The following is a 26722-nucleotide window of genomic DNA, read 5'->3' on the forward strand; positions in this document are numbered from 1 at the left end:
TCATTCCTTAAGAAACTGTTGAATCGTCATTACGTTTATTTTGTTTTTCCTGGCGTACTTCTACCCATGTTTTCAGGATCAGGGTCACAATTGCCAGTAACGCCAGAAGCGATGACACTGCAAATGCCGCACTAAAGGTATATTCGTTGTAAAGGATTTCTACATGTAGCGGCAGGGTATTGGTTTCGCCACGAATGTGGCCTGACACTACCGATACGGCACCGAATTCACCCATGGCACGGGCATTACACAGAATCACCCCGTAAATCAGACCCCATTTAATGTTGGGTAAGGTCACTTTCCAGAAAGTTTGCCAGCCTGAAGCACCCAGTACAATCGCAGCTTCTTCTTCCTCGGTACCTTGGGCTTCCATTAAAGGAATCAGTTCACGCGCCACAAAAGGAACGGTAATAAACACGGTAGCAAGTACAATGGCAGGAATGGCATACAGAATTTTAATATCATTGTCCATTAACCAGCCGCCAAGCCAGCCTTGAGTACCGAAAATCAGAACCAGCATCATGCCGGCGATAACCGGGGAAACCGAGAAAGGTATATCAATAATGGTGGTTAGAATGGATTTGCCACGGAAATTAAATTTTGCTACTGACCAGGCTGCAGCCACACCAAAGATCACGTTTAATGGCACGGCAATTGCGGCGGTCAATAAGGTCAGTTTTACGGCAGACAAGGTATCTGGATGCACCAGTGCCTGGAAATAAACCCCAACCCCCTGTTTAAATGCTTCAACAAAGACCAGAATTAAAGGCAGAATCAAGCAGCTTAAAAAGAAAATCAGGGCAATGGTCAGCAGTAAATAGCGAACCCAGACCGGTTCACGGGTTGCATCGCGGGACTGTAATTTCTCTGCTAAGGCATTGCTATTGGTGATTAAACTCATCGTGCAGTTCTCCCGGTACGTTTGCTGGCCCAAGCTTGTAACAAGTTAATCAGGAACAAGATGGCAAAAGACAGTACTAACATGACCACAGCAATGGTGGTTGCACCGGCATAGTCATATTCTTCCAGACGGGAAATAATCATCAGGGGCGCAATTTCGGTTTCAAACGGCTGGTTACCGGCAATAAAGATCACGGAACCATATTCACCGACACCGCGTGCAAAGGCCAGGGCAAAACCGGTCAGTAGCGCTGGAAACAGAATTGGCAGGATAATTTTTGTGACAATCTGAAAACGGTTGGCACCCAGAGCAGAAGCCGCTTCTTCAAGTTCAGTTTCAAGATCACTCAGTACAGGCTGTACGGTACGTACCACGAAAGGCAAGCCAATAAAAATCAGCGCCAGCGTAATCCCGATCGGGGTGTAGGCTACTTTAATTCCCATCGGCTCCAGATACTGGCCAATCCAGCCAGTCGGTGCATATAACGAGGTTAAGGCAATACCCGCCACAGCTGTCGGCAGGGCAAAGGGCAAATCGACCAAAGCATCAACAATGCGTTTACCGGGAAAACTGTAGCGGACCAGACACCATGCCAGTAACAAGCCAAACACGACATTGATTAAGGCTGCAAATAGGGCAGCACTAAAACTTAACTGCAAGGATTTCAAGATACGTTCTGAACTTAAAATTTCCCATAAACCGTCCCAGCCTATATCTAGCGATTTGATAAACACCGCAGATAGAGGAATAAGAACAATTAATGACAGATACGCTAGGGTAAAGCCTAGAGAAAGACCAAATCCTGGCAGCACTCGGGATCGCTGCGACATGATGATTCCTTAAAAAGAGCGAATACTGACCAATAAAGTCAGCGAAAATAAAAGTTTAATTCGGCACAAGCATAATTTGCAGGGTTTAAATTGCAAATTTAAAAAAGCACTTGCTGTCATCAGTAAAATTGATATTTTGCAGCACATTTTCTGAAATCAGATAATCAAAAATTTCAGGAAAAGGCCCAAAACCGGAAGCAACATTAATATGTCCAACCTGACCCAGATTAACCGGATTAAGTTTCCATGCCTTGGCAAGTTGCTGGGCATCTTCAAAATTTAACCAGGGATCATTTTCACTGATCAGTAAAGTGGTTGGCACCGCAATTTTCAGCTGATGAAAATAGCGTTGATAATCTTGCTGGCTATCACGTGAAAAACCGGCTTCACCAAAACGGGCAGGGTTGGCTGGTGCAACCAGAATCAAATTTTTAATTTTTTGATTGAGTTCCGGATGCTGGACTAAAGCTGCCACTGTGGTTAAACAGCCAAAACTATGCGCCACAATCTGGATGCTGCCTTGAATAGGTGCCACGGTCTTTACAAACTCGGCAACCCAGTTTTGTAACACAGGCGTGTTCCAGTCCTGTTGCTGCACACGGGAGCATGACATGAGCTGTCGTTGTAGCCATGACTGCCAGTGGGCAGGCTCACTGCCACCTACGCCCGGAACAATTACGGTATGAATCATGTCGATGCTCCTGTCTATCGAATACTGTTATTTTGCATTATTGGCTTTAACAATCTGGTCAAATACGCCGCCATTTTCAAAGTGCGCTTTTTGAACTTTATTCCAGCCGCCAAATTCCTGATCGATGCTGACCAGTTTTAATGGCTGGAATACCTTGCTGTATTGCGCCAATGTTTTTGCGTTGCGTGGACGATAAAAGTTCTCAGCCGCAAGTTGCTGGCCGCGTGGCGAGTAAAGGAAATTCAAGTAGCCTTGAGCGAGATATTTGTTGCCTTTTTTCTCTGCATTTTTTTCGACAATCGCCACGGGTGGCTCAGCCAGAATAGACAAAGATGGCGTGATAATTTCAAACTTGCCCGGTTGTTCACGAAGGGCTAAGTGAGCCTCGTTTTCCCAGGCCAGCAAGACATCACCAATGCCACGTTCTGCAAATGTTGTGGTTGAACCGCGTGCGCCAGAATCGAGAACCTTGGTGTTTTTATAAATTTTACGCACAAATTCCTGTGCAGTTTTGTCGTTGCCACCCGCTTGGTGTTTTGCCCAAGCCCATGCCGCCAGATAGTTCCAGCGTGCGCCGCCAGAAGTTTTAGGGTTTGGGGTAATGATGCCTACTCCCGGTTTAACCAGATCACCCCAGTCCTTAATGTGTTTCGGGTTGCCTTTACGCACTAAAAATACGATGGTAGAGGTATAGGGTGTCGAGTTATGCGGCAGCTTCTTTTGCCAGTCTGCAGGTAACTGTCTGGTTTTTTCCGCAATCACATCAATGTCGGCAGAAAGGGCTAAAGTCACCACATCGGCATCCAGGCCATCAATCACCGCACGCGCCTGTTTGCCTGAACCGCCATGAGACTGCTTGAAATTGATTTTCTGACCGGTACGGCTTTCCCAGTATTTGCTGAAATCTTTGTTTACGCTTTCATACAGTTCGCGTGTTGGGTCATAAGAGACATTGAGAAAATCTTTCGCTGCAGCACCTAAAGAAATGGTAGATATAACTGCTGCTAAAACCCCAAGTTTCAATTTTGCCGAAATGCTCATGCGAACCTCAATATTCTTAATATGTTTCATTACAGAGGTACAGAATAGCCTTCTTCTTTATGCATAAAAAATAATAAAAAATGAATTTTATATGAATAAAAAAGATAAATGGACTTGTTTTATAAAATAAGCACCAGCCTTATTCATAAAACTGATGCTTAGGGTGATTGGCTAAGATTATTTGGTGCCATTGGCTTTCACAATCTGGTCAAATACGCCGCCATTTTCAAAATGTGCTTTTTGGACTTTGCTCCATCCGCCAAATTCTTTATCAATGGTGACCAATTTCAGTGGTTTGAATACGGATTTGTATTTTGCCAATACTACTGCATTACGTGGACGGTAGAAGTTACTGGCAGCAATCTTTTGACCTGCAGGTGAATACAGGTAATTTAAGTAGGCTTTAGCTAAATTCAGGTTGCCGTCTTTTTGAGCATTCTTTTCTACAATGGCAACGGGTGGTTCAGCCAAAATAGACAATGACGGTGTGATAATTTCGAACTTGCCCGGTTGTTCACGGATCGCTAGGTGAGCTTCGTTTTCCCATGCCAGCAAGACATCACCAATGCCACGTTCTGCAAATGTTGTGGTTGAACCGCGTGCACCTGAGTCCAGGACTTTGGTGTTTTTATAAATTTTACGTACAAATTCCTGTGCTTTGGCATCGTTACCGCCTGGCTGATGTTTCGCCCAAGCCCAGGCTGCAAGATAATTCCAGCGGGCACCGCCAGACGTTTTTGGGTTTGGGGTAATAATGCCCACATCATTTTTGACCAGATCGCCCCAGTCCTTAATGCCTTTCGGGTTGCCTTTACGTACCAGGAATACAATGGTGGAGGTATATGGGGTAGAGTTATTCGGGAACTGTTTTTGCCAGTTTTTTGGTAAAAGATTTGAATTTTCGGCAATGGCATCAATATCTGCTGCAAGTGCCAGTGTCACCACATCGGCATCCAGGCCATCAATCACCGCACGCGCCTGTTTGCCAGAACCGCCGTGTGACTGTTTAAAGTTAATATCTTGGCCGGTGGTTTTTTTCCAGTATGCGCCAAACTCTTTGTTGTAGTTTTCATACAATTCACGGGTTGGATCATAGGAAACGTTTAAAAAGTCTTTTGCCAGTGCAGTAAAAGAGGTTGCTGAAATAAGTGCTGCCAAAACCCCAATTTTTAATGTACGCATTTTGCTGTCCTTTGAATTTGAATTATGAATGTTTCGTAACGGGGCCAAGCATAGCTTTATCTTTTATATGAAAAAAATAATAAGAAATGAATTTGATATGAATAAAAAAGCTATCAATTCAGCGCCACTATTTTTAAACTAGGTCATCATTTGCAGGATATTTGTTATGCCATGTTTTAAGAATGCACGGGAAATCAATGAAGTGTCATTACAGGACCGTGCCTTTCATTACGGAGATGGCTGTTTCACTACAGCACGTGTTCGGCATGGCAAAATGGAACTCGAAAATTTGCATAAGTCGCGGTTACAGTTAAGTTGTGAGCGGCTGATGCTGCAGGCAGATTTAAGCTGCATTGAAAAAACTTTGGCTGTGTTGCAGCAGCAATTTTTGCAAGTCAATGGCACATTGAAAATCATCATCAGTCGCGGAGAGGGGCAGCGCGGTTATAGCCTGCCAGATCATCCGGCCGATGTCTGGGTGTTTTTTTATCCCAAAGCAGTGGATGATTTTCAGATAGAGAAAATTAAATCCGGGGTACTACAACAGGCATTGGGCTTGAGCATGCCCAATCTGGTCGGCTTAAAAAGCCTGAACCGACTGGAACAGGTCCTGTTAAAACATGAAGCCGATCAGCGCGGATGGGCAGAGGCTTTGGTGACCGATGTACAAGGGACGGTTGTTGAAGGAGTAAGCAGTAATTGTTTCATTCGTTTAAACAATACATGGGTTACACCGGAACTTCGCTATAATGGCGTGCATGGGGTGATGCGGGCGGAAATTTTGTCCCGGATGCAGCAGCATGGCATTCAATGCGAACAGCGTTTTATCGATCTGGATGACATTGGAAAATTTGAAAGCCTGTTTTTCTGTAATGCCCTAAGTCCCATGAAAGTTGTGACTGAACTTAATCAACACGCGTTGAATGTTCAACCGTGTATTGAACTTTTTAATATCCTTCAATTAGATCAGATTCATTAATATGTCCAGCCCAAAGAAAAAATCGAAAAAGAAAGTAACCCGCGTATTTCCATTCAAAGGCATTGTCGTTCTAATTGCAGGTTTTGTGGTCCTGATTGGCGTAATCCTCGGGTCAAGCTTGTTCAGGTCCTATCCGGTGCAAGGTGAAAAGCAAATGCTGGCGATTGGAGACGGTGATAGTTATTCCAGCTTTATTGACCGTTTAGCCAAGGAAAATAAAGTCAGTTTTCCTGTCGTGTTAAAGCTTTATCAAAAAATCATGATTCATGACAGCATGAAAGCCGGTGTTTATGAAATTCACCAGGGCATGTCGGTACGTGAAGTCATGGAACTGGTCTCGAATGCTGAAAATGCACAGATGAACCGTATTCTGGTGATTGAAGGCACCACGTTTAAACAGCTGATTGAGCAGCTGAAAAAGGATGATCTGGTCACCAAGGAAGTGATTAATCTGCCTCAGGATCAAATGCTAAAAGCCTTAGGTATTCCGTTTAATCATCCCGAAGGCCTGTTTGCGCCAGATACCTATTTCTTTGCCAAAGGGGAAAGCGATAAGAAGATTTTGACCGATTTATATAAACGTCAAATGAAGGCTTTGGATACGGCATGGGAAAACCGTGCAGGCGGTTTACCTTATAAGGATAAATATGAAGCGCTGATTATGGCTTCCATTGTGGAAAAAGAGACCAGTCTGGATCATGAGTTAAATCAGGTGTCAGGGGTATTTATCCGTCGTCTGCAACAAGGCATGCGTCTGCAAACCGATCCAACCGTAATTTATGGCATGGGCGACCGTTATAAGGGTAACATCACCCGTACCGATTTGCGTACGCCTACGCCATATAATACTTATACCAACAATGGCTTACCGCCGACACCGATTGCTTTGCCAAGTCAAAAAGCCATAGAAGCAGCTATGCACCCGGACAATTCCAACAATATCTATTTTGTGGCTACAGGCAATGGTGGGCATAAATTTAGCGCAAGTTTGGATGAGCATAATCGCGCTGTGCAAGAATATTTAACTGTCATACGTTCAAAAAATTAAGGAGTGGGGATGTTTATTAGTTTTGAAGGCACTGAAGGTGTCGGGAAAACCACACTCATTCGTAAAATCCACGAGCACTTGATTGAGCAAGGTCAAGATGTCGTTCTCACACGTGAGCCGGGTGGCACGCCGATGGCAGAACAAATCCGTTCCCTGTTGCTGTCAGTCAACCATGAAGAAAGCATGTCGAACGACACCGAACTGCTGTTAATGTATGCGGCACGTGCACAGCATTTACAGCAAGTCATAGTTCCTGCATTGGCGGCGGGTAAAACAGTACTGTGTGACCGCTTTACCGATGCCAGTTTTGCCTATCAGTGTGCAGGGCGTGGCTTAAGCAAAGAAAAATTACAGTTATTGAATGCCAACTTTGTTTCACATATGCCTGATATCACTTTTTGGCTGGACGCACCGACTGAACTGGGAATGTCGCGTGCGCGTGCACGGGGTGCGCTGGACCGTTTTGAACAGGAAAAAGCTGCTTTTTTTGAGAAAGTGCGTTCAGGCTATCAGGAGCTTTGGGAACGGCAGGGTGAACGGATTAAACGTCTGGATGCCACACAAACCCCAGAACAGGTATTTAGCCAGGCACTGGCGTGTTTGCAATCGGTGTAGTCATTCTCAGCGATTGGGTTTAAATGAAAAATCTTCTATAGTGGCTAACATTATGGAAGATTTTTTATCAACAATGAAAAGTAATAAAGCCGAAATTATTGAGTTTTTGCAACGTGAGTTTCCGCAAAGCCTGCAAAAATGCGAAATAGAAACCGTCACTGAAAAAGGCGCATCCATTATTTATCATGTGGGAAGTGCAGATTTAAGACCGGGTGGAACGGTGTCTGGCCCAACCATGATGACTGCTGCCGATTATGCGCTTTATATTGCGATACTAGGGGAAATTGGTATTGTGGCATTGGCTGTTACGACCAATTTATCGGTTAATTTTTTAAGAAAACCGACTGCTGCACAGGATATTCGGGCAGTTTGCCAATTAATGAAAGTGGGTAAAGCCCTTATTGTCGGGGATGTATGGTTATATTCCATTGATCTGAATGAACCGATTGCCCATGCGGTAGGTACTTATTCCATACCACCCCGACAATAAATAGACATTATGCAGATTGAAAAAGACCGAACAAAATGTTCGGTCTTTTTATTTATGCTACACGAATTTAAGCATCCACATTGACCAACGGGGTTTCCACCTGAAAGTTTGGCGGAGTCAGCACCGTTTTACGCAATTCAGGTCCAAGCTCCGGATAATCCAGAGTGTAATGCAAACCGCGTGATTCCTTGCGTTCCATGGCGCAGCGAACAATCATCTCGGACACCAAAACCAGATTGCGCAGTTCGATCAGATTTTTGCTGACCTGGTAATCCTGGTAATATTCAGTGATTTCGCGTTTCAGCATTTCAATACGATGTAAGGCACGTTGCAGACGTTTGGTAGTCCGTACAATGCCGACATAGTTCCACATGGTCTGACGCAGTTCGTCCCAGTTTTGCAGAATAACGACATCCTCATCCGGATTCGTCACTTGTGAATCATCCCAGCTTGGCGCATCAGGAGAAACATAATCTGGATTGAACAGGCTTTCTATATGTTTCGCTGCACTCATGCCATAGACGAAACATTCTAAAAGTGAGTTGCTGGCCATACGGTTAGCACCATGCAAGCCGGTATAAGACGTTTCACCAATGGCATATAAACCGTCAATGTCGGTCTGGCTGTTTTCATCAACCACCACGCCGCCACAGGTGTAATGGGCGGCAGGAACCACGGGAATCATGTCTTTGGTAATGTCGATGCCTAATTCAAGTAAACGTGCATATAGGGTCGGGAAGTGCTCTTTAATAAACCCTTCATCTTTATGGCTGATGTCGAGCCAGACATGACGGATACCCAAACGCTTAATTTCATAGTCAATGGCACGTGCCACAATATCACGTGGTGCCAGTTCTGCACGTTCGTCAAAACGCAGCATGAAACGTTCGCCATCAGGCAAGCGTAAATAAGCCCCTTCACCGCGCATGGCCTCGGTAATTAAAAAGGAACGTGCCTGCGGATGATACAGGCAGGTTGGATGGAACTGGTTGAATTCCATATTGGCAACCCGGCATCCGGCACGATAGGCCATGGCAATGCCATCACCGGTCGCAATATCCGGATTAGAAGTATATAAATAAGCTTTCATTGCCCCGCCACAAGCTAGGGCGGTAGAGGGTGCCAAGAAAGTATGAACCTTTTCAGTCTTTTCATCGAGCGCGTATAGGCCTAAGGCGCGATTACCTTGATCTTTCAGGCCAAGTTTTTTTGAAGTGATTAAATCAATGGCAATGTAATTTTCAAAAATAGTGATGTTTTGTTTTTCTTGGGCGCGCTGCACCAGCGTGGTTGAAATGGCACGACCTGTCGCATCTGCGGCATGGATAATACGACGCTGAGAATGGCCGCCTTCACGGGTTAAATGCAGCTGTTCCTGTTCATCTAAGGTAAATTGCACGCCATGCTTTAACAGAAAGTCGACCGAAGGTTTGCCGCCTTCTACAGTCTGCTTGACGGCTTCACGTTCGCATAACTGCGCACCTGCAATCATGGTGTCATCAATATGTTGTGCAATGGAGTCGGTTTCATCTAAAACCGCAGCAACGCCGCCTTGCGCATAAAAAGTACTGGCTTCGGTGAGTGTCGATTTGGCCAAAACAGCAATATTGAAATGATCGGGTAATGATAAGGCCAGACTTAAACCTGCGCCACCACTGCCCACAATGATCACGTCAAAATGATGTGTTGTGTTTAAATTAAACATGTCCATCAGCTAATTTGAAAAAAGTTTGCTAATAACACCCCTTTTTTACTCAAAAAACAAGACCTAATATGCTAATGTATGATGAGAAAAAGTAATAAGGCAACAAACTTTTAAGAAAGATTTAAGCTGTTGTTTATACAAATATAATCAAACATATTATTACCCAAGACAGGCATGTTTTGTGCTAAATACTGTTTACGCATACTTATAATGAATGGAGTGAATGCTTTACATGAACAATCGCTATATACAAAAAGGAATGTATGCTGCTGTATTCACCATGGCAGCAATGCAAACACAAGCAGCTTCTTCGGTAGACTTTTCCAATCTGGTTGAACAGGTCAGCCCTGCTGTAGTGAGTGTCAATGTCGTTAAAAAAATGACTCAGGAAGAGCTGATCCAACAGCAAATCCCTGAAATTTTAAAACGCTTTTTTGGCAATCAGGTGATTGTTCCACAGCAACAGGCTCAGCAAGAGAAAACTGCTTACGGCAGCGCATTTTTTATCAGTAAAGATGGTTATCTGTTAACCAATCATCATGTGGTTGAAGATGCATCTAAAGTGACCATTATGTTTAATGACCGCCGTGAAATTGATGCCACTGTGGTCGGAAGTGATGCCCGTACCGATGTGGCATTGCTCAAAGTCAATGGTTCCAATTTCCCTGAATTGCGTACAGGTAATGTAGACCGACTCAAAGTCGGTGAGCCGGTACTGGCGATTGGTTCACCGTTCGGTTTTGACTATTCTGCATCTGCCGGAATTGTCAGTGCGAAAATGCGCAACATGATGGGGGAAACCTCGGTGCCTTTTATTCAAACCGATGTAGCCTTGAATCCGGGTAACTCAGGCGGTCCCCTGTTTAACCAGAACGGTGAAGTGGTTGGGGTAAACTCGCGTATCTTCAGCGGTACCGGCGGATATATGGGCCTGTCATTTTCCATCCCGATTGATGTGGCGATGGATGTGGCAGAGCAGCTGAAAAAGAATGGCAAGGTCACCCGTTCATATCTGGGGGTGATGTTGCAGGATATCGATCGCAACCTTGCAGAATCTTATAACCTGTCCAAACCTGAAGGTTCATTGGTGACCCAGGTTGCACCGAACTCTCCGGCAGCCAGAGCTGGCTTTAAGGCGGGTGATGTGATCCTGAAATATAATGGCTTGCCTATTTCCAGAACCTCTGATTTGCTTAATTACTTAAACCGGACTTCACCGAATCAAAACATTCAATTGCAAGTTTTGCGGGATGATAAGACCCGTAATATCTCGGCAACGTTGACCACTGCACCGGACGACACGCCGGCACCGGTGGAACAGGCAGCCCAAAATAAAGGTCCTGTTTTGGGGGTGACGATTCGTAACTTGACGGCCAGTGAGCAATCCCAACTGAATCTTAAAGGCGGTATTCTGATTCAAGAAGTCAAACGGGGAGGGATCGCTTCACAATCCCGTATCGCTGCAGGAGATATCATTACGCAAATCAATAATAAAACCATTTTCAATAGTAATGACTTCATTAAGGCAGTATCCGAACTGAAAAAAGGTTCAATTGCACGGGTTTCCATTATCCGTCAGGATCAACGCGCAATTCTAGGCATGCGTATTGAATAGCATAAATCAATCTATTCAACAGAAAACCACTCTATAGCCGAGTGGTTTTTTTTATTTTGCAATTTTACTGCAAGGCAAAATTACGTAGACTGTCTGGCCTTGAAGGTCATTTTTGCATAGCGTAAGGATCAGTAAAATAGATGAGCACAGTTTTTGATTTGGAAATCACCGTTCAAGCAAAAGATATTGACAGTCTGGGGCACGTGAATAACGTGGTGTATATGCACTGGATGCAGGATGTCGCTACTGCACATATTGATGCGCTGGGCTTGGGCTTGAGTGAGTACCTGGAACTGAAGCATGCCATGGTTGCAGTAGAGCACCATGTGCAATACCGTAAAGCGGCATTTGAAGGCGAAAAGATTATTTTGCGTACCTGGCTGGATGATATCAATGCCTTGTATTCTTTCCGGCAATATGTGTTTTATCGTCCTCAGGACCAAAGCGTTTTATTTATGGGGAATACCAAATGGGCCTGTGTGGAAATTGCCACAGGTCGGCCAAAACGCATGTCTCCCACTTTTAGCCAAGCCTACCAGCCGATATCGGAACACGCGAATCCACTGGATTTTAGCCAGTATGATGTGATGGCTTCAAAATGAGGACATGAGTGCAATCCGGTTTTATTTTGAAAATAACAGTCAAAGCGAAAAACGAACTCATTATTTAGGATACATTGAAAAATCCATCTGCTATAATCCTACGCAATTTCTATTCAGCTTTTGCCATGCATTAACTATTGTTTGCATGGCGTGTTTTTTTCTCAAGGTAGCCCATGGCGCAAGCTAAAAAATCTGTTGATATTAAAAACATTCGTAACTTCTCGATTATTGCGCATATCGATCATGGTAAATCGACACTGGCGGATCGCTTTATTCAAACCTGTGGCGGTTTGCAAGATCGCGAAATGCAGGCTCAGGTTCTGGATTCTATGGAATTGGAACGTGAGCGCGGTATTACCATTAAAGCGGCATCCGTGACCCTGTACTATACCCATCCGAACGGTCAGGAATACCAATTAAACTTTATTGACACCCCAGGACACGTAGACTTTTCATACGAAGTATCACGTTCGCTTGCGGCATGTGAAGGTGCACTTCTGGTTGTCGATGCTGCGCAGGGCGTTGAAGCCCAGTCTGTTGCGAACTGCTATACCGCGATTGAACAGGGACTTGAAGTGCTCCCTGTACTCAACAAGATTGACTTGCCGCAGGCTGAACCTGAACGTGTGATTCAGGAAATTGAAGACATCATCGGGATTGAAGCGACCGAGGCACCGACCTGTTCAGCGAAAACAGGTCTCGGTATTGAAGGTGTGCTTGAAACGCTGGTCAATGTTATTCCCGCCCCTACAGGTGATCGTGAAGCACCGCTACAAGCCTTGATTATTGATTCATGGTTCGATAATTACCTCGGTGTGGTGTCTTTGGTGCGTATCAAACAGGGGCGTGTGCGTAAGGGCGATAAAATGTTGATTAAATCAACAGGCCAATCGCACATCATTACTTCGGTCGGTATCTTCAATCCTAAACATACCGAAACCGGCATTTTAGAAGCCGGAGAAGTGGGTTTTATCATTGCCGGGATTAAAGATATTTTTGGTGCGCCAGTCGGCGATACCATCACGCTTGCAGCAACGCCAGAAGTACCGACTTTACCGGGTTTCAAAAAGGTTAAACCGCAGGTTTATGCGGGTCTTTTCCCGATCGACTCAAGTGATTTTGAACCGTTCCGTGAAGCGCTGCATAAACTGCAAATCAATGACTCGGCATTATTCTTTGAACCTGAAAGTTCAGATGCCTTAGGTTTTGGTTTCCGCTGTGGCTTCCTCGGCATGTTGCACATGGAAATCGTACAGGAACGTCTAGAGCGTGAGTACGATCTTGACCTCATTTCTTCTGCGCCAACCGTAATTTACGAAGCCGTGATGAAGAATGGTGAAACAATCTATATCGACAGTCCATCAAAAATGCCGGATGGTTCGACAGTAGAAGATTTGCGTGAACCGATTGCAGAATGTCATATCCTGGTACCACAAGAATACCTGGGTAACGTGATGACCTTGTGCGTGGAACGCCGTGGTGTACAAAAAGACATGAAGTTCATGGCGAACCAGGTTTCCATTACCTTTGAAATTCCGATGGCAGAAGTGGTCATGGATTTCTTTGATAAATTGAAATCATGTTCACGTGGTTTTGCATCTTTAGACTACAACTTTATCCGTTTTGAAAGTTCATCGCTGGTGAAAGTGGATGTGCTCATTAATGGTGAGAAAGTCGATGCTTTAGCGATGATCTGTCACCGTCAGGATGCACGTCACCGTGGTATTGCACTGGTTGAAAAAATGAAAGATCTGATTCCGCGTCAAATGTTTGATGTTGCGATTCAGGCCGCGATTGGTGCGCAAATCATTGCCCGTTCTACCGTAAAAGCCATGCGTAAAAACGTACTGGCCAAATGTTATGGTGGTGACGTATCACGTAAGAAAAAACTTCTTGCTAAGCAGAAAGAAGGTAAGAAACGTATGAAGCAGGTGGGTAGTGTTGAAATCCCGCAGGAAGCGTTCCTTGCTGTGTTGAAAGTAGAAAGATAATAAATAATAGAGGTTATATCGCTCATGGATTTTGATTTTAATTTAATCCTTGTACCCGTCACACTGATTTTCTTTTTGGTGTGGCTACTCGATAAATTTGTCTTTAAACAAAGACAAACACGGGGCAAGGGGAATGAAAATTTCATCATCACATGGGCATATGATTTCTGGCCAGTACTGGCCGTCGTGCTGGTGCTGCGTTCATTCCTGTATGAGCCATTTAACATTCCGTCCGATTCTATGGTTCCGACCTTGGAAACGGGTGATTTTATTCTGGTCAACAAGTTTAACTACGGTGTACGTCTACCGATTGTCAATACCAAGGTAATTGATGTCGGTGAACCGGAACGTGGCGATGTGATTGTATTCCGTTATCCGCCACAACCGACCATCAGTTATATCAAACGTGTGGTGGGTTTGCCGGGAGATCATATCGTCTATGACCATGGCCAGCTCATTATCAATGGACAAAAAGTGGCGAAAGTTCCTGTAGAATTTAGCCGTGAAAAAGATATTCTCGATACACCAGAATCCATTTACCATCAGGAAACGCTCGGTAAACATACCTTCAAGATGCGTGAGCTTGAAGGGGTAAATGTTGCCCGTCAGGCACCCTTTATCAACTATGTTGAAAATGGTAAATATTCATCTGAAAATGGTTTATATTGGGAAGTGAAAGTACCTGAAGGTCACTACTTCGCGATGGGGGATAACCGCGATCAAAGTGCTGACAGTCGTTTTTGGGGCTTTGTACCAGAAGAAAACCTCACAGGTCGTGCATTCTATAAATGGATGCATAAAGAACCTGGATTTAAATTACCGTCGTTTAACCGCAACGGTATTATTGATTAAGCATGATTGGAAAATAACAAATGCGTAAAAATCAACAAGGGGCATCCTATATTGCAATTTTAATTGCAGTGATTGGTTTCGCTTTTTTAGTGAAAATTGCAATTGCTGTTTGGGGACCGTATGTCGATGATCGTTTGATCGATACCCAGATTACGGAATTAATGCAAGAGAGTCCGGCCAATACATCGCCTGAAAAATTTGCTCAGCAAATGTCACAGCGTTTAGAGATGAATGGCGTGCGTGATATCAATTTTAAGGATATTGCACAGGTGACCAATATTGATGGGCTACAAGTGAAAAAAGATTATGAGATAAGAAAGCCTTTCTTGCTCAATATAGATTTAGTGTTAAAGTTCGAGAAAAGTTTTGATCAAAGGTCAGTCCAAACTAAGTGATATGCGCTTAGTCCACCGTATCGGTTATCAGTTCAAACAGCCTGAATTATTGCAGCTTGCACTGACCCACCGATCGGTTAGTCATAAAACTAACTATGAGCGCCTGGAATTTCTCGGCGATTCATTGTTAGGGATGATCATTGCCCATTATTTGTATCAAGCCTACCCGCATGAAAATGAAGGGCGTTTAACGCGTATGCGTGCCACACTGGTTCGTCAGGAAGCATTAGGCAAAATTGCAAACGATTTGAAACTTGGTCCATGTTTAATTCTGAGCACGGGTGAGTTGAAATCGGGTGGACATCATCGGGAATCTATTCTTGCTGATACTGTAGAAGCGATTATTGGTGCAATTTATGTCGATTGTCATGATCTGAAGGTATTACAAGACATCGTATTGAAATGGTACGCGCCATATTTGGACCATATTGAACCTACAGACCAACTCAAAGATCCTAAATCACGCTTACAGGAATATTTGCAGGCACGTAAAAAGCCTCTCCCTGTTTATGATGTTGTAGATATTCAAGGTGATGCTCCCAATCAGCATTTCAAGGTGGAATGTACCATTGATGGCTTGCCTGTATTGTATGGTGAGGGTTCAAGTCGTCGCTTTGCCGAACAGGCAGTTGCGGCAGATATCTTAAAACAATTGGAGCAAAAGTCTTAATGACTACTCATTCCGATCACATCGATGCTGATCACGAGCCGCAAGACAGCGGTAATGATTTAATTAATCAATTCTTCAGTTCGCAAGGAACCAAGATTCCTTCGGACTTTAAAAGTGGCTTTGTTGCAATTGTAGGACGCCCGAATGTGGGTAAATCTACATTGATGAACCATTTGCTGGGTCAAAAGCTCTCTATCACTTCACGTAAACCGCAAACCACACGTCATAAAATTGTCGGGATTGATAGCCGTGAAAAATCTCAGGCAGTCTTTGTGGATACGCCGGGGATGCACAAGAAAGAAGTACGTGCCATCAATAAAATGATGAACCGTGCGGCTCATTCGGCACTACGAGATGTGAACCTGGTGCTGTTTGTGGTGGATGCGCAAAAATGGACCCAGAACGATGAGCTGGTGCTGGAAAAGCTGAAAAATGCAGAAATGCCGGTGATTCTGGTGATCAATAAGCTGGATACTTTTGAAAACAAGAATCAGGCATTACCCTTGATTCAGGAACGTGCAAAATTGATGAACTTTGCCGAGATCGTACCTGTATCAGCCTTACGTGGTGCCAACCTTGAGCATTTGCGGAATACCATTGAAAAGTATTTGCCATTCCAGCCACCGCTTTATTCACTGGATCAGATTACGGACCGTTCAGAACGTTTCCTTGCTTCGGAAGTGATTCGTGAAAAAATCATGCGTCAACTGGGTGAAGAACTGCCGTATGATTTGACCGTGCAAATTGAATCCTTCAAGACTGAGGAAGCCACCATCAATCCGAAAACCGGTCGTCCAAAAGCGGCTTGTACCTATATTGATGCGACCATTTTTGTCGATCGCCCTGGTCAAAAGGCTATCGTGATTGGTGAAAAAGGTTCAAAATTGAAGAAAATTGGTATGGATGCCCGTACCGACATGGAAAAAATGTTTGAACAGAAAATCATGCTGACCCTTTGGGTGAAAGTCAAAGGTGGCTGGTCTGATGATGAACGTGCACTGAAAAGCTTGGGTTATAGTGATATCTAAAATCTAGGTTTTACTTTGGAAGGAACTGTAATGATTAAAGTACTGACTGTTGTGGCATGTGTAGTGTTCATGCAAGGCTGTATTCACAAGATTGTTACAGTTCCGGTAAAAGTGGCGTATAAAACCACCAAAGGCGTGGTGAAAGGTACAGCAGCTGTGGTGGGTGCTGTCATTCCGGATGGAGAGGATGAAGATTCTGATCCGGAAAAGAAAAAGGATTAGATTTCATTCTTTATGCGCAATGAAACCTTGCATGGCTATTTAATCCATCATCGTAAATACCGTGAGCGCAGCCATATTGTGCATCTGTTTACCCAGGAGTATGGTCGCGTGGATGGAATCTTAAGGCAAACGCCGCCACCGCAATACCAGCCGATCTGTTTACAGGCTTCCGGTAAATCTGAGCTTAAAAATTTTACCAAACTGGAGATTGTCAATCAGCCCATTTTCTTTTTTGGCGATGCCTTCTTTTCCGGTTTTTATCTGAATGAAATTATCCTGCGCTTGTGCCCGGTTGAAGTGGAAATGCCACAAAGCTTTGTGCAGTATCATCAAACCTTGCAGCAATTGCAAAGGTTGGCACAGCAGGAACATCCGGACCTTTTTTTAAGACAAATTTTACGTCAGTTCGAACATGCACTTTTGGAAGAACTGGGCTATGCACTTGATTTTACGGTGGATGCACAGCAACATAAAATTCAGGAATCACAATCTTATCTGTTTCAGCTCAATGATGGCTTTATTCCTACAGCGCAACAGTCACGTTCGACTTTATCTGGACAGCAGATTCTTTCGATGCGTGATTATGAAAAAGGTAGGGATTTCAATCATGAGCAGTTACAATTATTGACTAAGCTTTATCGGCAGATCATCACCGCACTTTTGGGCGACCGACCGCTGAAAAGCCGTCAATTGTGGATTCAAAATACTCAATCTCAATCTTAATTTTAAACATGGTTAGGAAATTGTTATGGCTGCATTGCTTGGTGTAAATATTGACCATGTGGCGACATTGCGACAGGCGCGCGGAACCACTTATCCAGATCCAGTGAATGCTGCTTTAATTTGCGAACAGGCAGGCGCTGAGGGGATTACCCTGCATTTGCGTGAAGACCGTCGTCACATTCAGGATGATGATGTCCGTCGCATGCGTCCGGTGCTAAAAACCCACATGAACCTGGAAATGGCAGTCACGCCTGAGATGGTGGAGTTTGCCAAGGAAATTCAGCCGCATCATGTGTGCTTTGTTCCGGAAAAGCGTCAGGAAGTGACCACTGAAGGTGGCCTGGATGTAGTAGGGCATTTTGAAGAGATTAAAGCCGCGACTCAGGCCTTGTCTGCCATTGGCTGTGAAGTGTCTTTATTTATTGATGCCGACTTTGCCCAAATTGATGCAGCCGTGGCTTGCGGTGCGCCAACCATCGAGTTGCATACAGGTGCCTATGCCGATGCTGAAACAGAAGAAGCACAACAGCATGAACTTGAGCGTATTGTCAAAGGTGCGGAATATGCTGCATCTCAAGGTCTGATCGTGAATGCAGGACATGGTCTGAACCTGGATAATGTCACGCCAATTGCTGCAATTCCACACATTCATGAGCTCAATATCGGTCATTCCATTATCGCCGATGCAGTCTTTGTCGGTTTGGCGCAAGCTGTTCAACAAATGAAAGCTGTGATTAAAGCAGCACGTTAAGATTTAAGTTTAAAAGTTATGTCGACAACCCATTATGATGATCTCATGAAACCTGTGATTGGCTTCCTGGGATGTGAAACGCCGAAAGCTTGGCTAGATGAAGCAGTGAATAACCTGGAGTTGCTCATGCAGGATCATGCCAATTGCGAGAAAAAAGCCGCTGGAACAGCCATGAACCTGATGTTCCGTTACAGCTTTTTTACCGATTTGCAGGTCAAGCTGGCACAACTGGTACGCGAAGAGATGCTGCATTATGAGCAGGTGCTGGAATTCATGTCGAAACGCGGACAGGAATGGAAAGCAGTGAGTGCCGGTCGTTATGCAGGGATCTTGCGCAAGGAAATTCGCACCTATGAGCCTGAAGCACTAATTGACGTGCTGATTATTGGTGCCTTTGTGGAAGCACGTTCCTGCGAGCGTTTTTATGCGCTTGCACCACTGGTTGATGAAGAGTTAGGACGTTATTACCGTTACCTGCTCAAGTCTGAATCACGCCATTATGAAGATTATCTGGCACTGGCTTTAGATGTTGCCAAAACGTCTAAAATGAAAGATCCGGAAGAAGACATTCAGGGGCGCATTCAGCATATCCGTGAAGTGGAAAAGAATTTAATCCTCTCTGAAGATGATACTTTCCGTTTCCATAGTGGTGTACCACATCAAGCTGCTTAAATGCTTTTGATTTCACAAATCCTCTATTTAAATAGGGGATTTTTTATGTCTCATTTTTATCTTTTTTAGCCGGAAATAAAAATGCCAATCTAAACTTATTAGATTGGCATTTGTTGAACCGCCTGGTTTCAGGCTGATTTTCAATTAAGCTTCAATGGTCTGAACCGCAATTTTTTTCGCAGGGTCAACTTTACGGCGTACGGCTGGAACCGGTTCACCATAATATTGACGGTCGGCAAAGTAACTTGAGCGAACCATTGGGGCTGCCCAGATATTCTTGAATCCAAGTTTTTGACCATGGGCTGTGTAGCGTTCAAATTCTTCTGGAGTCACGAAACGGTCAATCGGTGCGTGTTCTTTAGAAGGCTGTAAATACTGACCAATAGTCACGTAATCGACATCATGGGCTTTTAAGTCATCCAGCAGCGCAATCACTTCTTCTTCAGTTTCACCAATACCGACCATCAGGCCACATTTGGTTGGAACATCCGGGCAGTATTCCTTGAACATTTTCAGCAGGTTTAAAGAATGCTGATAGTCTGAACCCGGACGCATCGCTTTATACAGGCGTGGTACGGTTTCAATATTGTGGTTAAATACGTCCGGTGGACACTCGGTCATGATGCGAAGCGCTACGTCCATACGACCACGGAAATCCGGAACCAGAATTTCCAATAAGGTATTTGGGCTCAAGCTGCGGGCTTCTTTAATGCAGTCCACGAAATGCTGTGCACCGCCATCTCTGAGATCATCACGGTCAACCGAAGTAATCACGGCATATTTTAAGCCTAGGTTGGCAATGGTTTCGGCCATATGACGCGGTTCGTCCGGGTCCAGTGCGTTTGGACGACCATGTGCCACGTCGCAGAACGGACAGCGACGCGTACAGATATCACCCATGATCATAAAGGTTGCGGTACCGCCACCAAAACATTCTGGCAGGTTCGGGCAAGCGGCTTCTTCACACACTGTATGCAGTTTTTGTGCACGCAAGGTGGTTTTAATGCGTTGAACTTCATCTGGTGCCGCCATTTTCACGCGAATCCAGTCCGGTTTGCGTGGCGTTTCAACCGTAGGTACAACTTTTACAGGAATACGAGCGACTTTCTCTGCGCCACGAAGTTTGACACCCTGTTCAGGTTTACGGTTTTCAGACATATTCAACTTTTCCACTGTTTTTTGACGGGGGAGATACTAGATATATTAGGTCTCTCATTATAACGGACTTGAATCTAAATGGGGTAAAAAGGATATTCATTTAATAAATGTAGTCATCACTTAATATATGTGAGGTAAATACAGAAAATTGCGAGTATTTACGTCATAATATAGCCAAGATAGACCAATATTGAAGATAGGAGCGTTGAATGCCACGTAAAAAAGAGGTCATTAGTGGAACTTTCGTTAAATACGATGCGGTAGTTCTCGGTTCAGGCCCTGCGGGTGAAGGCGCGGCAATGAAACTTGCTAAATCAGGCAAGCGTGTTGCAATAGTTGATATGCGTGAACAGTTAGGTGGTAACTGTACACACGTAGGTACCATTCCAAGTAAAGCATTACGTCAAACTGTATCGAGTATTTTGCGTTACCAACGTGACCCAATGTTCCAAAAAGTGGGTGAATGGAAACAGTTCACCATGAAACAAGTGCTGCGCAATGCACACAAAGTCATTCAGTTGCAAGTCGATACCCACTCGCGCTTCTATGATCGTAACAAAATTGATATCTATCATGGTCGTGCTTATATACAAGACAAAAATACCATCCTGATTTTCAGTCCGGAAGGTATTACTGAAACTTTAAGTTTTCAGCAGTTGGTGATTGCGACAGGTTCACGTCCATACCGTCCTTCAGTGCTTGATTTTAATCATCCACGTGTATTTGATTCAGACAAAATTCTGGATCTGGATTTCTCCATCAAGAAAATCATCATTTATGGTGCAGGTGTGATTGGTTGTGAATATGCATCCATCTTTATTGGTTTGGACCATAAAGTTGATTTGATCAATACCCAGCCTAAATTGCTCAGTTATCTGGATGATGAAATTTCAGATGCGCTGTCTTATCACTTGCGTGAACAGGGTGTCTTGATTCGTCACAATGAACAGATTGATCATCTGGAAACTTTTGATGATCACGTAGTAATGCATTTACAAAGTGGTAAGAAAATTAAAGCCGATGCCATTTTATGGTGTAATGGCCGTTCAGGGAATACGGATGGTTTAGGTCTTGAAAATGTAGGTATTACCCCAAACAGCCGTGGTCAATTGAATGTCAATGATAAGTACCAGACTGAAGTGGACAATATCTATGCTGCGGGTGACGTGATTGGTTGGCCATCACTGGCTTCTGCTGCTTATGACCAAGGTCGTTGTGCGGGCGCGAATATGAGCGGCGAGAAAGATGTTGCACCAGTGACTGATATCCCGACTGGAATTTATACCATTCCGGAGATTTCTTCGATTGGTAAAACTGAACAGCAACTGACTGAAGAAAAAATCCCGTATGAAGTGGGGCAGGCCTCTTTCCGTCATTTGGCGCGTGCGCAAATTACCGGTGATACGGTAGGTGAATTGAAGATTCTATTCCACCGTGACACTCTGGAAATTCTGGGTGTACATTGCTTTGGTAATAATGCTGCCGAGATTATTCACATTGGTCAAGCCGTGATGAACAGCCCGAACAATACTATCAAGTATTTTGTGGAAACTACGTTTAACTATCCGACCATGGCAGAAGCGTATCGTGTGGCAACCTTGAATGGTATGAACCGTTTATTCTAAGATTTTCTGAATTTTAGATGCGAAACCCGTAAGTGCATGCTTACGGGTTTTTGTTTATTTTGTAGTATTAAATATCATCTCAGCCTAGGGGATTAGGGGATAGCGATTGTGCAAACCCGCAGATCAAATGAAAAAAATAGTGATCAGATGGATTTACTATTTTTTTCTATCAAGCATCTGCATTTAGGTTGCCATTTTACGGCATTCTGCCGCGCATTGCTGGCAAGTTTCTGCACATTGCTGGCAATGTTCAGCGTCATGCTTGCTGCATTCTTTGGCACAGTAATCACACATTTGGGCACAAAGCTGACAGATTTCCTGCATAAAGGCAGAAGACCTTTGTTCGGATCGGGCACATAAGTTGCAGATATCTGCACAGTCCAGACAACGTTTGATGCATTCACGCATCATCTCCAGGTCATTTTCATCCAGACAAGCGGCCGCACAACCGGTACAGGTCAAAGAGCAGGTCATACACATTTGAGCACAATCTGAAAAGCTGACTATATTATTCATCCTGTTTTCCTGAGCGATAGGTTTAAAATTGATATCTAAATAAGCTAATCAGAAATAGAGCAAGAAAATAGAGAGATTGAGTGATTAAAAGTAAACAGTGTCCGCTTTAAGTAATCGAATGCGCTAGATAAAAACTCCCCTTATGTAAATATGAAATCACTGCATATTAGAGCCCGAATGAGAAAAGGGCATAATGATCCAATAGCCATAATATTCCATAATAACAGAAGAAACTGCTGATTAAGGTCAGCCAGACTGGAACTTTGCTCTTAAGCAATGCAATGACTGCGATAATAAAAACAATATCTAGGCCAGACCGTATATATTTTTCACCCATCTGCACCACCAGGCATAATAATAGGCCCACCACAGCGGCATTAATTCCTGCCAAAGCCTGAAATAACCGCGGAAATTGCATTAAACGCGACCAGTAAGGTAAAGCGCCAAAAATGAGGAAAAAAGAAGGCAAGAAAATCACTACAGTGGCAAAAGCTGCATTCAGTGCCGCCGATGAACTTAAAGGCAATAAGGCACCCAGATAACTGGCAAAACTGAATAAGGGGCCTGGCATCAGCTGGGCAATGGCATAGCCCAGGTCAAAATGTTGCTGGGAGACCAGGCCGGATTCAACAAAGTCCTGCTGTAAAAATGGCAAAATAATATGACCGCCACCAAAGACTAGAGAAGCCGTGCGGTATAAACCGGTAAAACTGTCTAGCCAAATATTGGGAAAGAAATATTGTAGCGGTGGAACCAGCACAAAAGGCAAGACAAATAAAATCAGCCAGAGATAAGCAAAAGATTTTTTAGCGGTGATGGAGATGCGCGTAACAGGTTTAAGGGTACTTTTTTGCGGAAAATAATGCAGATAAACCAGTCCTGCCAAAGCACCGAACAGGATCACCAACATCTGATTGATACTGATGGGAACCAGATAGACAAATAAGCACGACAGCAGCATTAATACATATTGCCATTGGTCTTTGCAAAAGCTGCGTAACATTTGCCAGAATGCCCATGCCACCACGCTAAAGACAATCAGTTGAATCACATGGAAAAACTCGGCAGAAAAATAAGCAGAAAATTGCAGGCCCAGCATTGCCGCAAGGGTCATAAGCAGTGCTGAAGGTAAAGTAAAGCCCAGCCATGCCAGCAGTGCACCCCGATAACCTTTCAGTTGATAACCAATTGCAATGCCCATCTGGCTACTGGTCGGGCCAGGTAAAATTTGTGCCAAGGCCAGGAGATGGCTATATTGTTGCTCATCCAGATAGCCAAGCTGTTGCACAAAACGCCGATAAAAAAACACCAGATGCGCTGCCGGACCGCCAAATGCCGTACAGCCTAATTTAAGAAATATTTTAAATAAGCTGAAATTTGACAGCGTAGGAACAGAAGGCAACATAATGATCCAAAATATTTGAGTTTTAGCTTAAGCAAGATTAACAGGCCAGATTTGCCTTGTTATGCGGTTTTTCCGCAATGCATATTTCTAACATGAAAAAGCCCATCCCAAGTAGTTACTTATGATGGGCTTTTATTTTTTAATTTAACTCGTAAATATTTAAACAAGATGACCATCATTAAAAATAGACGTCTTTCATGATTGTTCACACCCTCTTTATTTTTCTCCCCTAGAGAGAAATAAGGGGAATTTATGAAAGAAGTCTAATCATCCCCGATTTGATGTATCACCGGGTCGTTACTGATAAGGGAATGGAGCATACCCTAAGATAAAGGGGTTAAAAAATTGCAGCATCATGACGCATTTTTTATTTTATTTACGATTTTGCGTATTCGTAAATGCATGCTTGGCCATGATGCTGTGGAGTAATTCTATGACACTTTTTTATTGTTATTATTTCAGATCAAGGAATAGCCTTAATAAGGTCGACCGCCTGCCAGACTGATGCGTTTCAATAAGCGGCGTTGCTCGCTTGGGAAAGGTTTGCGTGAATGCAGGGTGACCTGATTATCCCAGAATACAATATCGCCCTGTTGCCATTGATGTTCATAGCGGAATTCAGGTTTTAACAGATGTTCGCGCAATGAAGCAATCAATTCACTGCCAGCTTGATCATCATAATTGACCAGCTCTACTTCGGAATGGGTATTTAACCAAAGCGCTTTACGACCACTCTCAGGATGGGTGCGGACCAGGGGATGGGGGTAGGCATGGCCAATAATCGGCTGATCTTTAAAACGGTATAAGGGACTGCTGCCATAACCATTGGTATCATTATCTTTTAGGTATTGGCGGCGGACAAAGGGGTTATAGGTAATCAGTTGTAATTGATCGATCTGCTGTTTGGTTGCTTCATCTAAAGCGTCATAAGCCCGGATAGTATTAAACCAGGATGTTTGTCCGCCATCCTCAGGTAATTCAATGGCATAAAGCAATGAACCAAAAGACGGTTGTGGCGTCCATTGGTGATCGGCATGCGGATTTAATTCGCCATGCCCGGTGTAATCACCCTGTCCCACAGCATTGGAAACAGGCACGACATCGGGTGGTGTACCGGTATCGGCTTGGGTGGCAAGTACGGGATTATCTGCGCTTGGGCGGAAAATGGAACCAAAATAGCTGGCAAAGGCCAAATACTGTAAATCGTCCAGACGCTGGTTTTTAAAGATTAAAATCAGATGCTCGGCCAGCGCCTGCTTCAGACGGTAAATAGTTTCACCCGCTTGGGCTTTACGCGCATCCAGGCCAAAAACCACAGCCCCTAACGCTTCGCCCTCTAAGGGCACAATCGTAATCTCCTGTGGGTTTTGAAATTGTTCTGGCTGGTGCCAGCGCGGTGCATCATGAATAGCTTGAGAAAGTTGGGTTAATGCGGTCATGTTTGTTCTCAGATTGTTTTTTCGTTAATGCTCAATCTAAGAAAAAAGGCAGGGGATGAAAAATCAAAAATTATTCTAAGTTTATGAAAAAATGCATAAATTTAACTAATATATTGAAAATACAGCTTTTAATAAAAACTGTATTTTTTAGTATAAAAATAGCTGTTGCTGTGTTTGAAAATCAGCAGTTTAATGCGCACAAAAGGCCTGATTGAAATACTCAAACAGTTGTGGGGTTTGGACCCAAAGCATAATGGCGATGGCCAATAACAGCGCAATCGCTGCAGCAATCAGGATTTTAAGTCCAAGCATAGAATCAGTCATGAACCACATGCTCCTCATTAACAAAGAAATGAACCAGAACACCAAATACACTTAACAGGATAGAAAACATCCAGATCATATTATAGTTACCGGTCATGTCATGATTGACACCACCCAGCCATCCACCAAAAAATGAACCGACCTGATGGGTAAAGAACACAATGCCACTGAGCATGCTTAAGTATTTTATGCCAAACATGTTCGCCACAATGCCATTGGTCAGGGGAACCGTAGACAACCACAATAAGCCCATAATGACGCCAAAGCTGTAAATTGTCCAGGTACTCAAAGGCAGCAATAAAAAGCCAATAATGGCAATACCACGCAGGCCATATAGACCCATCAGCAAATGAGGCTTGGAGTATTTTCCACCCAGCCAGCCTGCGGTATAGGTACCGACAATATTAAATAAACCGACCAGGGCCAAGAACACTGTACCTGTAGTGGCATCAAAACCGTGATCAATCAAATAGCCAGGTAAATGAATACCAATAAAGACCACCTGAAAACCACAGACAAAAAAGCCTAAAGACAGGAACCAGAACGGTTTATGGTTTTTGGCAATCACCAGAATTTCTTTGACGCCCAATGCGGGTTTAATGGCAGCCGATATATTCGGATGTACATAAGCCGGAGCTTTTAATGTCCATGCCAATGGAATAATTAAAGCAATTAAAATGGCACTGACCATCAATGCGGCCGACCAGCCGATACTTTGTAACAGCAGCAGAGTAGACGGCAGCATAATAAACTGTCCGAAAGAACCTGCGGCACTGGCAATACCCATCGCCAGACTGCGCTTTTCAGGATGTGCGGCACGTCCCACAGCAGACAGCAGTACGGGAAAAGAGGTCGCAGAAAGTGCCAGACCCAGAATTAAGCCGACACTTAAATTCAGCAGCAAACCACTTGAGCTGACCGCCATCAGCAACAGGCCAAGGCTATAGAGGGCACCACCCACTGCAACCACAACTTTACTGCCGTATTTGTCGGCAAAAGCGCCGGTAACAGGTTGCACTGCGCCCCAAATCAGGTTTTGCATGGCGATGGCCAGACTAAACACATTATGGCCCCAGCCAAATTCATGGCTCATGGGCACCAGATACAGACCAAATGCATGACGTACACCCAAGGACAAAGCCAGAATAATGGCACTTCCAATTAACATGTAAATCAGAGGCTTGGAAAAACGGGTGTCTGACATAATTCATCCATGCTGGGCTGTGTTGTGGCTATGTTATTCGATTATAAA

General features: G+C 44.0%; 28 protein-coding genes. 16 read left to right on the top strand and 12 right to left on the bottom strand.

The genetic code is table 11. The features are described 5' to 3' along the window. Positions 1-7: 7 nt before the first annotated feature. The 5 genes from cysW to H4I94_RS07070 form a co-directional block, all read right to left on the bottom strand. A complete protein-coding gene (gene cysW, locus H4I94_RS07050) occupies positions 8-901 on the bottom strand; it encodes a sulfate ABC transporter permease subunit CysW (RefSeq protein WP_261182536.1) in 894 nt (297 codons plus the stop codon). Further along, positions 898-1731 carry a sulfate ABC transporter permease subunit CysT gene (gene cysT / locus H4I94_RS07055; RefSeq protein ID WP_261182537.1) on the bottom strand — a complete coding sequence of 278 codons (834 nt, stop codon included), beginning with the start codon at positions 1729-1731 and terminating at the stop codon, positions 898-900. Before cysT ends, cysW begins: the two co-directional genes overlap by 4 nt. 85 nt (positions 1732-1816) lie before the next feature. After that, on the bottom strand, positions 1817-2422 hold the full coding sequence (locus tag H4I94_RS07060) for an alpha/beta hydrolase (RefSeq protein ID WP_261182539.1): 606 nt from the start codon (positions 2420-2422) through the stop codon (positions 1817-1819). Positions 2423-2449: 27 nt separating this feature from the next. Then, the gene (locus H4I94_RS07065) at positions 2450-3463 is read right to left on the bottom strand and encodes a sulfate ABC transporter substrate-binding protein (protein ID WP_261182540.1); all 1014 of its coding nucleotides are present in this window, start codon (positions 3461-3463) and stop codon (positions 2450-2452) included. A gap of 177 nt (positions 3464-3640) precedes the next feature. Then, on the bottom strand, positions 3641-4645 hold the full coding sequence (locus H4I94_RS07070; protein ID WP_261182541.1) for a sulfate ABC transporter substrate-binding protein: 1005 nt from the start codon (positions 4643-4645) through the stop codon (positions 3641-3643). A 166-nt stretch (positions 4646-4811) separates the two neighbouring features. Between H4I94_RS07070 and pabC the strand changes: the two genes are divergently transcribed. From pabC to H4I94_RS07090, 4 genes are all read left to right on the top strand, one after another. Continuing rightward, positions 4812-5624, top strand: a complete 813-nt coding sequence (gene pabC, locus H4I94_RS07075) for an aminodeoxychorismate lyase (protein WP_261182542.1) — start codon at positions 4812-4814, stop codon at positions 5622-5624. Between the two features lies 1 nt (position 5625). Continuing rightward, positions 5626-6672: an endolytic transglycosylase MltG gene (gene mltG, locus H4I94_RS07080; protein WP_261182543.1), complete on the top strand. Its 1047-nt coding sequence runs from the start codon at positions 5626-5628 to the stop codon at positions 6670-6672. A gap of 9 nt (positions 6673-6681) precedes the next feature. Continuing rightward, entirely contained in the window at positions 6682-7287 is a 606-nt protein-coding gene (gene tmk, locus H4I94_RS07085; RefSeq protein ID WP_261182544.1) for a dTMP kinase, read from the top strand. Between the two features lie 73 nt (positions 7288-7360). Beyond that, positions 7361-7777, top strand: a complete 417-nt coding sequence (locus H4I94_RS07090) for a PaaI family thioesterase (protein ID WP_261182545.1) — start codon at positions 7361-7363, stop codon at positions 7775-7777. Between the two features lie 67 nt (positions 7778-7844). Here the strand turns inward: H4I94_RS07090 and nadB are convergent, their stop codons facing one another. Next, positions 7845-9488 (bottom strand): L-aspartate oxidase, encoded by a 1644-nt coding sequence (nadB, locus tag H4I94_RS07095; protein WP_261182546.1) that lies wholly within the window; start codon positions 9486-9488, stop codon positions 7845-7847. 226 nt (positions 9489-9714) lie between these two features. Between nadB and H4I94_RS07100 the strand changes: the two genes are divergently transcribed. The 11 genes from H4I94_RS07100 (at position 9715) to H4I94_RS07150 (ending at position 19003) form a co-directional block, all read left to right on the top strand. Continuing rightward, complete coding sequence (locus H4I94_RS07100) at positions 9715-11097, top strand: Do family serine endopeptidase (RefSeq protein ID WP_261182547.1); 1383 nt, start codon at positions 9715-9717, stop codon at positions 11095-11097. Positions 11098-11237: 140 nt separating this feature from the next. After that, on the top strand, positions 11238-11699 hold the full coding sequence (locus H4I94_RS07105) for an acyl-CoA thioesterase (RefSeq protein ID WP_261182548.1): 462 nt from the start codon (positions 11238-11240) through the stop codon (positions 11697-11699). 173 nt (positions 11700-11872) lie between these two features. Beyond that, positions 11873-13690 (top strand): translation elongation factor 4, encoded by a 1818-nt coding sequence (gene lepA, locus H4I94_RS07110; RefSeq protein ID WP_092818596.1) that lies wholly within the window; start codon positions 11873-11875, stop codon positions 13688-13690. A 24-nt stretch (positions 13691-13714) separates the two neighbouring features. Next, positions 13715-14542, top strand: coding sequence for a signal peptidase I (lepB, locus tag H4I94_RS07115; protein WP_092818595.1), 828 nt, complete (start codon positions 13715-13717; stop codon positions 14540-14542). A 20-nt stretch (positions 14543-14562) separates the two neighbouring features. Next, positions 14563-14937, top strand: a complete 375-nt coding sequence (locus H4I94_RS07120) for a DUF4845 domain-containing protein (protein WP_261182552.1) — start codon at positions 14563-14565, stop codon at positions 14935-14937. After that, positions 14909-15607, top strand: coding sequence for a ribonuclease III (rnc, locus tag H4I94_RS07125; protein WP_261182553.1), 699 nt, complete (start codon positions 14909-14911; stop codon positions 15605-15607). The genes H4I94_RS07120 and rnc overlap by 29 nt, the downstream gene beginning before the upstream one ends. Next, positions 15607-16635, top strand: a complete 1029-nt coding sequence (gene era / locus H4I94_RS07130) for a GTPase Era (protein WP_261182554.1) — start codon at positions 15607-15609, stop codon at positions 16633-16635. Before rnc ends, era begins: the two co-directional genes overlap by 1 nt. Before the next feature lie 30 nt (positions 16636-16665). Beyond that, positions 16666-16857 (top strand): NF038104 family lipoprotein, encoded by a 192-nt coding sequence (locus tag H4I94_RS07135; RefSeq protein ID WP_261182555.1) that lies wholly within the window; start codon positions 16666-16668, stop codon positions 16855-16857. 12 nt (positions 16858-16869) lie between these two features. Then, positions 16870-17580: a DNA repair protein RecO gene (recO, locus tag H4I94_RS07140; protein WP_261182556.1), complete on the top strand. Its 711-nt coding sequence runs from the start codon at positions 16870-16872 to the stop codon at positions 17578-17580. Positions 17581-17605: 25 nt separating this feature from the next. Beyond that, a complete protein-coding gene (pdxJ, locus tag H4I94_RS07145; protein WP_261182557.1) occupies positions 17606-18331 on the top strand; it encodes a pyridoxine 5'-phosphate synthase in 726 nt (241 codons plus the stop codon). An 18-nt stretch (positions 18332-18349) separates the two neighbouring features. Continuing rightward, on the top strand, positions 18350-19003 hold the full coding sequence (locus H4I94_RS07150; protein WP_261182558.1) for a tRNA-(ms[2]io[6]A)-hydroxylase: 654 nt from the start codon (positions 18350-18352) through the stop codon (positions 19001-19003). Positions 19004-19147: 144 nt separating this feature from the next. Here H4I94_RS07150 and lipA read toward each other — a convergent pair whose 3' ends face one another. Further along, the gene (gene lipA, locus H4I94_RS07155; protein ID WP_131273378.1) at positions 19148-20161 is read right to left on the bottom strand and encodes a lipoyl synthase; all 1014 of its coding nucleotides are present in this window, start codon (positions 20159-20161) and stop codon (positions 19148-19150) included. Between the two features lie 209 nt (positions 20162-20370). Here lipA and sthA point away from each other — a divergent pair, with 209 nt between their 5' ends. Then, on the top strand, positions 20371-21786 hold the full coding sequence (gene sthA / locus H4I94_RS07160) for a Si-specific NAD(P)(+) transhydrogenase (RefSeq protein ID WP_092818586.1): 1416 nt from the start codon (positions 20371-20373) through the stop codon (positions 21784-21786). Positions 21787-21969: 183 nt separating this feature from the next. Here the strand turns inward: sthA and H4I94_RS07165 are convergent, their stop codons facing one another. The 5 genes from H4I94_RS07165 to H4I94_RS07185 all read right to left on the bottom strand — a co-directional run bounded on the left by H4I94_RS07165 (position 21970) and on the right by H4I94_RS07185 (position 26674). Continuing rightward, the gene (locus H4I94_RS07165) at positions 21970-22302 is read right to left on the bottom strand and encodes a four-helix bundle copper-binding protein (protein ID WP_092818585.1); all 333 of its coding nucleotides are present in this window, start codon (positions 22300-22302) and stop codon (positions 21970-21972) included. Positions 22303-22468: 166 nt separating this feature from the next. Further along, positions 22469-23707, bottom strand: coding sequence for a chromate efflux transporter (gene chrA / locus H4I94_RS07170; RefSeq protein ID WP_261182561.1), 1239 nt, complete (start codon positions 23705-23707; stop codon positions 22469-22471). A gap of 476 nt (positions 23708-24183) precedes the next feature. Next, entirely contained in the window at positions 24184-25146 is a 963-nt protein-coding gene (locus tag H4I94_RS07175) for a TauD/TfdA dioxygenase family protein (RefSeq protein WP_261182563.1), read from the bottom strand. A 189-nt stretch (positions 25147-25335) separates the two neighbouring features. After that, the gene (locus H4I94_RS07180) at positions 25336-25470 is read right to left on the bottom strand and encodes a hypothetical protein (RefSeq protein WP_261182565.1); all 135 of its coding nucleotides are present in this window, start codon (positions 25468-25470) and stop codon (positions 25336-25338) included. Further along, positions 25463-26674, bottom strand: a complete 1212-nt coding sequence (locus tag H4I94_RS07185) for an MFS transporter (RefSeq protein WP_261182566.1) — start codon at positions 26672-26674, stop codon at positions 25463-25465. Before H4I94_RS07185 ends, H4I94_RS07180 begins: the two co-directional genes overlap by 8 nt. Positions 26675-26722 lie beyond the last annotated feature (48 nt).

Source organism: Acinetobacter sp. T_3_1, from assembly GCF_025377055.1.
Taxonomy (GTDB): Bacteria; Pseudomonadota; Gammaproteobacteria; order Pseudomonadales; family Moraxellaceae; genus Acinetobacter; species Acinetobacter kookii.